The sequence below is a fragment of the Parvularculales bacterium genome, from assembly GCA_036881865.1.
Classification (GTDB): domain Bacteria; phylum Pseudomonadota; class Alphaproteobacteria; order JAPOUT01; family JBAJNM01; genus JBAJNM01.
On sequence record JBAJNM010000089.1, the window covers coordinates 1 to 10,232 of the forward strand.

Consider the following 10,232-nt stretch of genomic DNA (forward strand, 5'->3'; position numbering starts at 1 on the left):
TCAGAAAGTGTCACTGAAAAATTGAGACCGGTGTCTGCGGGATTGCCGGTAAAATCAACCCCGCCTTTGCCACCCATGACATCGCCGGCATCAATTCTGCCCTCGAAGATGTTGCCCTTCTTATTGAGCACGATGGCGATGGGTTCAATTTCGGCCCGGCCAACACCTTCTGTGCCGGTTTGGTCAGGATCGGACATGACCCTGAGTTTGGCATCATCAATATACAGTGATTTGATCGAAGCCAGAGGGCCGCCGCCGGAGGCGGCATCAGCGTCATCAATCAGGGCCGTTAGCAGCTTCATCGAAGGTCCGGCATGCCAGCCCTTTGATCCATGTTCAATTTCAATTTCAAGACCGGAAAGTCTCATCTCTGTCGGATTCAATTCCCCGAGCAGAATATTAATTAAACTGAATCTGAATTCCGATTGCGGCAGCACAACGACCGTATCGGAAGCATTCAGTCTGACATTGCTCGCCTTGAGCCTGACCGGCAATGCAGACAGGCTGAATTCCAGCTCGGCCTTTTCGATACTGCCGAAAACGCCTTCTGCGTGGTGGCTTAGTTTGTCCTGGATAAACAGAACGAGGCCGCCTGTATTATTAACCTGCTTCCAAAAACTGTAACCATAACCGCCCGCAGCAACGATCAGCACTGTGAAAGCAACGAGAACGGCAGTTTGAAATTTTCGATTTCTCAGGAACAAAAAACCATCCCCCGGAATACGGCCATCCCATGATGCCGATATTGGGCTATCCTTTTTTTCCTGCTGCTCATAGTCCTGTATCTTTTCATGGTATTTTTTCAGATGGTATAACACAATTCCGGCAGCATCGTGTCAGCAAAACACGGGCGGGCCGCCAAAGCCAGGGGACGCGTTACGAGCCGCCCTCGCGCTGGTTACTGACTTTCATGGCAAGTCCGGCTTCAATGAAATCATCCAGATCGCCATCGAGAACACCCTGAGCATTCCCCTTTTCCACCTGGGTGCGGAGATCTTTGACCATTTGGTAAGGGTGCAGAACATAGGATCTGATCTGGTTGCCCCAGCCGATTTCCGTCTTGCTGGAAGCGGTTTCACTGGCTTCCGCCTCGCGCCGCTGCAATTCCAGCTCATAGAGGCGTGCTTTCAGCATGTTAAGGGCCGTTGCCTTGTTGCGGTGCTGAGATCTGTCGTTCTGGCACTGAACAGCGATCCCTGTCGGCAGGTGGGTAATACGGATAGCACTATCCGTCTTGTTGACATGCTGGCCGCCTGCACCGGAAGCCCGATAGGTGTCAATCCGCAGATCCTTTTCTTCAATCTCAATCTCGATCGTATCATCGACCACCGGATAGACCCAGACCGAAGCAAAACTGGTATGCCGCCGCGCTGATGAATCGTAGGGTGAGATACGGACAAGGCGGTGCACACCGCTTTCCGTCTTCAGCCAGCCATAGGCACTGTCACCGTTGAGACGCATGGTCACCGATTTGAGGCCGGCTTCTTCGCCGGCGCTTTCTTCAATATACTCAATCTTGTAGCCATGGGCCTCGCCCCAGCGGGCATACATGCGCTGCAGCATGGCCGCCCAGTCCTGAGCCTCGGTACCGCCGGCACCGGCATTAATTTCAATAAAGCAGTCATTGCCGTCAGCTTCGCCCGAAAGCAGGCTCTCGATCTGGCGCTTGGAGGCAATGGCCTCAATCTCGCCGAGACTGCTCTCAGCTTCGGTAATGACGTCGGTGTCGTTTTCCTCTTCACCAAGGGCGATCAACGCGATTGCATCTTCAAGTGCAGTCTCTATTTCCCTCACCCCGCCGATAAGACGATCAAGCCGGTTCTTCTCGCGCATAACTTTCTGGGCGCGTTCCTGGTCATCCCAAAGGTTTTGGTCTTCAGCCTGGGCATTGAGATCTTCAAGACGGGCCACAGCCCGATCCCAGCCTAAATGCTGGCGCAGCAGACTCAAGCTTGAACGGATTGAGGTAACTTTATGTTCGATTTCGGCTTGCATGATAGCCCGATGGATGGTTCTGAGACAAAGCCTCTGTTTAATACAGCCCCGGAAGCGGCTCTGCAACCGCCGTCGCATCCCTGCCCGGCACATCGATCACAGCAGAATTCTTGCCAACGGCAAGCGGGCGCTGCCCGGGCTTGAAGGCTTCGGTTATGACCTGCTTATCGCCCTCACGGGCCCGCTGCCCGTTAAGCGCATTGATGGTGAACAGATTGACCCCTTGCGGGCGCCGGAAAGGAATCTGGGCCCGCCCCTGCATGGCCTCGGCAATAAAATCGGCAAATATCGGGACGGCAGCGGTTGACCCCGTTTCACTCTTGCCCAGCGGTTTCGGTGCATCAAACCCGACATAGACGCCGATAACAAGATCCGGCGTGAAACCGATAAACCAGGCATTGGTGTTATCATTGGTGGTACCTGTCTTGCCGGCAACAGTTAAACCGAGATTGCCGATCCTCCGCCCGGTCCCCCGGCTGACCACTCCCTCAAGCATCGAGACCATCTGATAGGCTGTGGCATTGCTTGTCACCCGTCGCCGCTGGTCCGGCAGGAGCGGCGGGGTGGCATCACCGGAAGGAATGGCAGCAAGGCTGCAGCCAAAGCAGTCGCGACTGTCATGTCGGTAAACCGTTTTCCCAAAACGGTCCTGCACCCGGTCAACAAGTGCCGGCGTGATGAAGGAGCCGCCATTGGCAACCATGCCATAGGCAGCGGTAAGTTGCATAAGTGTCGTCTCACCCGCTCCCAGCGACATTGAAAGCAAGGCCGGCATATCATTATCGATCCCGAACCGGCTGGCGTAATCCTGCACGGCCGGCATGCCAATTGCCATGGCGAGACGCGCGGTCATCAGGTTGCGTGACTGCTCAATCCCCTGACGCATAATGCTGGGACCGTAAAATTTACGGGTATAGTTTGCCGGCTTCCACTTTGGCAGACCGGGCCCCTGATCCACGACCAGCGGCGCATCGAGAATTCGCGTCGTTGGCGAGAAACCGTTATCCAAAGCGGCCAGGTAGACAAAGGGCTTAAACGCGGAACCCGCTTGACGCTGCGCCTGGGTGGCACGATTGAACTCACTCGTTGCGGCGTTATAACCGCCCGTCATCGCCAGCACACGTCCTGTATGGGGGTCAAGCGCAAGCAGCGCCCCCTGCACCGACGGCGCCTGGCCAAGCGCCCAGACGGTTTTATCAAATTCGGGTTCACCCTTGATCCGGGCAACGCGGTCCGGCACATCTGCCGGACGCTGAACCATGATAATGTCATTTTTCTTGAGCGCATCGGTAAGACTGGTCAGCGGCCGGGGTCTGATCCCGTCGCTGTCCCGCGGCGGATAGGCCCAGTCAGCCAGGGCAAAAGGAATGATGCCATTGACGAGAGCGGGGTTATCGGGGTCGCGTGTGGTCATGACAGTGATCTGGGCCTGCCTTTTGGCAACCCCGGTCACCAATGCGGGATAGCGGCCCTCATGCATGCCCCTGCCGTAGTGCCAGAGGATTTTGCCAAGGGATTCCTGCACCCCTTCAAGATGCCCCAGCGGCCCGCGCCATCCCTGGCGTTTATCAAGAGATTCCAGCCCCTCAATCATGACACGGTCGGCAATCTGCTGTAATTTCGGGTCAATCGTTGTCCGCACGGAATAGCCGCCGGAATAAAAAGCGTCAGCCCCGTAGCGGTCAACCATCTGGCGCCTGACTTCTTCAACGAAATAAGGCGCTTCGGCATCATCAACACCTGAACGAGGCCGCAATGTGATCCGCTCCTGCTTTGCGGCAGCAGCCTCCTCGGCTGTCACAAAACCGTTTTCAACCATCTGCCCCAGCACCCAGTTGCGCCGGCCGATAGCCGCCTTGTATTTCCGTACGGGGTGATAGTTGTTCGGGGCTTTCGGCAGCGCGGCAAGATAGGCCATCTCAGCCAAAGTCAAATCAGCCAGCGCTTTGTCATAATAATTCAACGCCGCAGCCGCCACACCATAACTGCCCGAGCCGAGATAAATCTCATTCAGATACAATTCAAGCAGCTGATCCTTGCTGAGTGCACGCTCCATTCGGATCGCGAGAATCCCCTCCTTGATCTTTCGCTCTATCGACACTTCATTACTGAGAAGAAAATTTTTCGCCACCTGCTGGGTGATCGTCGATGCCCCGACAAGGCGCCGGCCTGAACCAAAATTGACAAAATTGGTTAATGCCGCTCTCACCATGGCTTTCGGATCAATCCCGAAATGGTCGTAAAAGTCTTTGTCTTCAGCGGCAAGGAACGCCTGGATCAACGGCTCCTGCATCTCCGTGACAGGAACGAAAACCCTTTTTTCCAACGCATATTCAGCCAAAAGGGCGCCGTTTCCGGCATGGATTCGCGTGACAACGGGCGGTTCGTACTGGGCGAGCTGGCTGTATTGGGGCAGGTTTCGGCCATATTCCCAGAACACCCAGAGCACCCCGGCAACCGCCACGCCGCAAGCAAGAACAAAGAGACCGCCGCCCGCAATGACATAACGCAACACCCGGCTGTTGCGCCGTGGCCGCTCTGGGGGCTGCCCTGAGGGCTGCCCTGGGGACTGCTCTTTCGTCTTCCCTTCAGACTCCGGTCTTTTTCTTTCGTCTTTATCAGCTACGGACACGGGAGATAAGACCCTTTCAGTTGTATCGCACTATTCACTATGACAGCCGATCATGGCGATTATGTGGGCCGAATTATGGCAGATTCTGAGGGGCAGAAATATCGGTATTTTCAAAATACGTCAACACGGCCCGGGTGATCCGCTTCATCAGGTCATTCATGTATTTCTGGCTTTGCAAATTCCGCTCATCCTTGCGGTTGGTCAGAAATCCCATCTCGATCAGAACCGAGGGCACATCAGGGGATTTGAGGACTGCAAAACCGGCAAACCGATGCCCCCGCCGCGGGGTTGGCAGCCCTTCGAAGGCTTTATTCATTTCGGCTGCAAGAACGGAAGACTGGTTCATTGACTCACGCTGGAACATGCCCAGCAATACCGTGGTTACTGCCTCATCGGTAGTGCCAAGATCGGGTCCGCCGATCAGGTCCGCCTTATTTTCCTTCGCGGCAAGCAGGGCCGCCTCCTTATCCGATGCCATTTCCGAAAGTGTGAAGACCGAAACCCCCATCGCCTGACGATTCGGGGCGGCATCAGCATGCAGCGAGATGAAAATATCAGCCCTTTCTTCCCGCGCCAGACTAATGCGCTTACGCAGCCGATGATACCGGTCATCATGACGTGAAAGTACCGCCTTGATCCTGCCCGTGGCATTCAGCTGCTGCGCCAGTTCATGCGCGGCCTTGAGCGTGATCGTCTTTTCCTTGATACCGGATGGGCTGATCGCGCCCGGATCCTTGCCGCCATGGCCGGCATCAATGAACACAACCCATTTGCGCGGTTGGGCGGCCCTGTCTGCGGCAGGCTTATCTCGCAGAAAACCGGGTTTTGGCAAGGGCAGCAACAAACCTGAAGCACTCTTTCCCGATTGCGGCAAAGGCGGTTTGGGCAATGGTTTAAGGATGGCGGCCAGCTCGGACTGCGCGACGCCCGCATCTGTCCCAGACGGCTTGGGCACCGGCTTCAGGATGGCGGGCTGAACGGGTTCCTGCGCCCTCTGTTCAACCTCGAGCGGCTTGCCGCGCGCCGCAAGCAGGGCCCTGGCGGCGATGTGGAACGCCGTCTCGCCCTGGTCCCTTAAGTCGATCACCAGTCTTTGGCCGGTATCAAGTGGCGGCAGACGAAAAGCCCTGATTGGTATGGCCGGGGCATTAAGATCAATCACCAGCCGTGATCCCGCGGACTGATGGTCGCCATAGCGATACCCCTTGAGGGGCGCTGTCTGCAATGAGCCGGATTTATCCTGACCCTCCACCTGCCATGATGATGCGGGCAAATCGACAACTAAACGCCATGGCTTGGAGAGCAGAAAAAGCGATACCGGCACATTTTCCGATGTTTCAATCACCAGCCTGCTCGAATCTTCAAAAATGCCGGTACGCAGGCCGAGAATGCGGTTTTCTGCCAGTGCAGGCTGAACCCATGTCAGGATGGACACTGCCAGAAGAAGGACTGAGCTGATCAGTCTGTGCATGCGTTGACCTCCGCCGTCGTTGTTGAGTTGTACCGCAACACCAGCCTCATGTGAAGCCGCAGGATACCGCCTTTCCTGGTCAAATTTGCCGATTATGCCGATTATGATTGTAAGTAAGCATTTCTGCCCTTATATTGGGGTTGTCAGGTCATTTCCTGACCAAACAGATTTATCGCTGATGACCGTAATACGGCATCGCGACATGAGAGAGGGCGAAATCTCGCCCTATACCGAAAGACAAGGCCATGACAGCCAATGCCAGTGATCAGATAATCATCCGCCCCTCGAAGGAGGCGGCTTTTCTTTATGGCACGAAGATGCATCAAGCCTCGTTTCTGAACAATCCGGCAACAGGACACATACGCCCCAGGGGCGTTCTGTGCGCGGAAGAAAGTCACAACAATGTCAAAAAAACTACTTATCGATGCACGGCAAGACGACGAAACACGTGTCGTTCTGCTCAACAACAACAAGATCGAGGATTATAATCACGAGACCAGCCACCGTAAACAACTCAAAGGAAACATCTACCTTGCAAGAGTGACACGGGTTGAGCCGTCCTTGCAGGCGGCCTTTGTGGAGTATGGCGGCAACCGTCAGGGTTTCCTGGCGTTCAGTGAAATCCATCCCGACTACTATCGTATCCCCATTGAAGACCGCGAGAAATTGCTTGCCGAAGAGGAAGAGCGCGCTGCCCGTGAAAACGAAGACAGCGAGGACAATGGTGAGAATTCCAAAAAAGCCGCTGATACGGATGAAAAAGCCGCCGACACAGATGAAAAAGCCGCCGATACAGATGAATTAGTGGTGGACTCCGGCGAGGACAACGAGGACGAGCTGCGCTCTGAACGCCGCCGGAAGGCCCAGAGTTCCCGTCACTACAAAATTCAGGAAGTTATCTCAAACCGGCAGATCCTGCTCATTCAGGTGGTAAAGGAAGAACGCGGCGGCAAGGGCGCCGCACTGACAACCTACCTTTCGCTGGCCGGACGCTACTGCGTTTTGATGCCGAACACACATCACGGCGGCGGAGTCAGCCGCAAAATCAGCAATTCAGATGATCGCAAGAAACTGAAAAAGATCATCAACGGGCTTGAGATTCCCAAGGGCATGGGGGTGATCCTCCGCACCGCAGGCTCAAAGAGAACGAAGGCGGAAATCAATCGAGATTTCACCTATCTGTCACGTCAATGGGATGAAATCCGCGCACTGACCATGGAATCGAACGCGCCTGTTCTGATCCATGAGGAAGGCAATCTGGTTAAGCGCGCCATCAGGGATTATTACACATCCGATGTTGATGAAGTTCTGGTTGAAGGGGATGAAGCCTATAAATCAGCCCGAACCCATATGAAAAACCTGATGCCCAGCCATGTGAAGAAAGTTCGCGGCTACGACGACACATCGATGCCTCTCTTCCAGAAGCATCAGGTTGAAGCCATGCTTTCGGCCATGCATGACCCCCAGGTCACACTTAAATCCGGCGGCTATCTTGTTATCAACCAGGCTGAAGCGCTGGTGGCAATCGACGTTAACTCCGGGCGCGCCACCCGGGAGCGGAACATTGAGGAAACCGCGCTCAAAACCAATCTTGAAGCTGCCGCGGAAATTGCCCAGCAGTTGCGCCAGCGTGATCTTGCAGGGCTGATCGTTATTGATTTCATTGATATGGAAAATAATCGCAACAAGCGTGCGGTGGAGCGAAAGCTGAAAGAATCTGTCAGCAATGACAGGGCGCGAATTCAGCTTGGTTCCATCAGCCAGTTCGGGCTGCTTGAAATGTCGCGCCAGCGCCTTCGCCCCAGTCTCGCCGAGACGGTAAGCGACCTCTGCCCCCATTGTCAGGGCACGGGCCGTATACGGTCAGTTGAATCTGCAGCCCTTCAGGCCCTTCGAAGTATTGAAGCCGAGGCAATCAAGGGACGCGGGGACGACCTCTTTGTTTACATGAGCGCAAGTATCGCGATCTATATTCTGAACAACAAGCGTGACGTCATTGCCGGCATGGAACAACGCTTTGGCATAGCCATCCGTCTGCACCAGGATGACAGCCTTATCGCTCCGGAAACCCGCTTTGGGGAAGATCCGTCACTGGCAGCAGCGGCAAGTGAGAAACCAGAAGGCCGGAGCCGACGCCGCCGGGGCAACCGCAAGGGCAGCGATAACACCGCCGAAAAAGAAGCGGAGGCATCCACAAAGCAAGACAACTCCGCAGCCAAGAGCGATGATGAAAATGGTGAAGATAAGTCCAAGCGCCATCGCCGCCGGGGCAAACGCGGCGGCCGCAAGCGGCGCCGGGATCAGGGTGAAAACGGCGCGGAAGCCGCAGCAAACACGAACAACGCCGACGTTCCGGCAGAAGCGGAAGAAAAACGCAAGCCACGCAGCCGGAACAAAGCCGCACCTGACACCGGCAAGACCGAAGCGGCAAATGAGGCGCCGTCGGATACTGCTGCAGACGAAACAAAACCGAAGGCGCCGCGCAAGAAGTCTGCCCGAAAGAAGTCTGCAAAGGCGAAGTCGGCTGGGGGCGAAGACACGGCCAAACCTGATGCAAAGGCGAAAACTGAAAAGAAGCAGGCCGCCAAGACCAAGAAGCCGGCTGCAGGCAAGAAGGCCTCAAAAGGAAAGAAAAACTCCACATCGTCCCCGGTCAACGTGGTGGATATTGACGCTGTCAAACCGGCATCAAAGAAAAAGGGCTGGTGGAACAGCTGATCAGCAGTTATCGGCAAGCCATGAGTTTATCCGGCGCGTAGCCTCTTCCATATCCGCGGTGGATCCGGCAAAGGAAAGCCGCAGATAATCCCGTCCCTGCTCGGTATCAAAATCAGCGCCGGTGGTGGTGGCGACATGGGCTTCTTTCAGTAGCCTGTCAGCCAGAACGAAACTGTCCTCGGCTACCGCCGATGTCCGGAAATAGAGATAGAAGGCCCCTTCTGCCGGAGCGGCATCCTGCATCAGTCGCGGATCAAGCCCGCCTCGAAGCACATCAAGGTTTCGTCCGTAACGGCTGATATGACCTTCGAGTTCTGTGATGGACTCAGGATCGCTGATTGCGGCGGTAGCGGCGATTTGAGAAAGTGTCGATACCGAGATAACAGCATTCTGTGCCAGCCTGTCCATGGGTTCGATGAGATCATCGGGTACGATCATCCAGCCGACACGGTGACCCGTCATCGAAAAGTATTTTGAAAAAGAATTGATAACGATCGCATCCTTCGCCATGGGAAGCACCGTGTGCGTATCCACGTCGAATGAAATGCCGTGATAGATTTCATCGGAAATAAGCCGCACATCATTCTCATCACACCAGGCGGCAATGGCGGCCAACTCCTCAGCATTGAGCACCACGCCCGTGGGGTTAGCCGGGCTGGCAATAATCAGCCCCGTGGGCGTTTCAGGCAGGGCATCAAGATGTTCGGGCTTGAGCTTCCAGCCTTCGGCACCGCGCACACCAATCATCACCGCTTGCAACCCGGCAGATTTCAGCAGGTTACGATAGGCCGAGTAGCCGGGATCGGTCATGGCGACGGTATCCCCCGGATCGAAGCAACTGAGAAACGCCATCATGAAACCGAGGGATGAGCCAACAGTAACCACAACGTTATCAGGGTTAACCGTGAGCCCGTAAACACGGCTGTAATGATCAGCTATACCCTGCCGCAGCGGTTTAATGCCCATCGTCAGGGTGTAGCCGTGGCTGGCAGGGTCATCGAGGGCATCAACGATGGCCTTTTTCGCCGGAGCGGGCGCCCCTGATGAAGGCTGGCCGACTTCAAGATGCATGAGATGTGCACCTTCCGCTTCAAGCGAGGCGGCACGTGACATCACATCCATGACGAGGAATGGCGAAATATCCGACCTCTTGGAAAGTTTGACCGTCATAATATCACCATTTTCCAATATAATATGGTATGTGCGTAGCGTTCTTGTTGAATGAGCAGGCATACTCTATCGGAGTCGAAATGCCAAGAATATCGAAGCACCAAATCTTCCGGCATCTGGCAGCCATTATTATGGCTGTGGCTCTGCTCGTCCCGCACCTTGCTAAGGCTTCCGTCATCCGGGATACTGAAATTGAAGCCGGGTTGCTGCGGATCGCGCGCCCTATGGCCGAAGAGGCGGGAATCA

Annotated in this window: 6 protein-coding genes; 1 reads left to right on the plus strand and 5 read right to left on the minus strand. The window is 55.3% G+C overall.

Annotated elements, in window-relative coordinates; all coding sequences use genetic code 11:
* From V6Z81_11435 to V6Z81_11450, 4 genes are all read right to left on the minus strand, one after another.
* Window positions 1-818: hypothetical protein (locus tag V6Z81_11435; GenBank protein ID MEG9863079.1), on the minus strand; the 818-nt coding region annotated here is incomplete at its 3' end.
* Window positions 819-876: 58 nt separating this feature from the next.
* A complete protein-coding gene (gene prfB / locus V6Z81_11440; protein MEG9863080.1) occupies window positions 877-1,995 on the minus strand; it encodes a peptide chain release factor 2 in 1,119 nt (372 codons plus the stop codon).
* Between the two features lie 37 nt (window positions 1,996-2,032).
* Window positions 2,033-4,627, minus strand: coding sequence for a penicillin-binding protein 1A (locus V6Z81_11445; GenBank protein ID MEG9863081.1), 2,595 nt, complete (start codon window positions 4,625-4,627; stop codon window positions 2,033-2,035).
* A 73-nt stretch (window positions 4,628-4,700) separates the two neighbouring features.
* Window positions 4,701-6,098 (minus strand): N-acetylmuramoyl-L-alanine amidase, encoded by a 1,398-nt coding sequence (locus tag V6Z81_11450; protein MEG9863082.1) that lies wholly within the window; start codon window positions 6,096-6,098, stop codon window positions 4,701-4,703.
* Window positions 6,099-6,500: 402 nt separating this feature from the next.
* Between V6Z81_11450 and V6Z81_11455 the strand changes: the two genes are divergently transcribed.
* Complete coding sequence (locus tag V6Z81_11455) at window positions 6,501-8,816, plus strand: Rne/Rng family ribonuclease (GenBank protein ID MEG9863083.1); 2,316 nt, start codon at window positions 6,501-6,503, stop codon at window positions 8,814-8,816.
* Here the strand turns inward: V6Z81_11455 and V6Z81_11460 are convergent, their stop codons facing one another.
* Window positions 8,817-10,049 (minus strand): aminotransferase class I/II-fold pyridoxal phosphate-dependent enzyme, encoded by a 1,233-nt coding sequence (locus tag V6Z81_11460; protein MEG9863084.1) that lies wholly within the window; start codon window positions 10,047-10,049, stop codon window positions 8,817-8,819.
* Window positions 10,050-10,232: the final 183 nt, after the last annotated feature.

What these genes read in the sequence shown, in the direction of transcription:
- prfB (MEG9863080.1), bottom strand. Translation starts at nt 1,995, where the DNA reads ATGCAAGCCGAAATCGAACATAAAGTTACCTCAATCCGTTCAAGCTTG.
- V6Z81_11455 (MEG9863083.1), top strand. Translation starts at nt 6,501, where the DNA reads ATGTCAAAAAAACTACTTATCGATGCACGGCAAGACGACGAAACACGT.
- V6Z81_11460 (MEG9863084.1), bottom strand. Translation starts at nt 10,049, where the DNA reads ATGCCTGCTCATTCAACAAGAACGCTACGCACATACCATATTATATTG.
- V6Z81_11450 (MEG9863082.1), bottom strand. Translation starts at nt 6,098, where the DNA reads ATGCACAGACTGATCAGCTCAGTCCTTCTTCTGGCAGTGTCCATCCTG.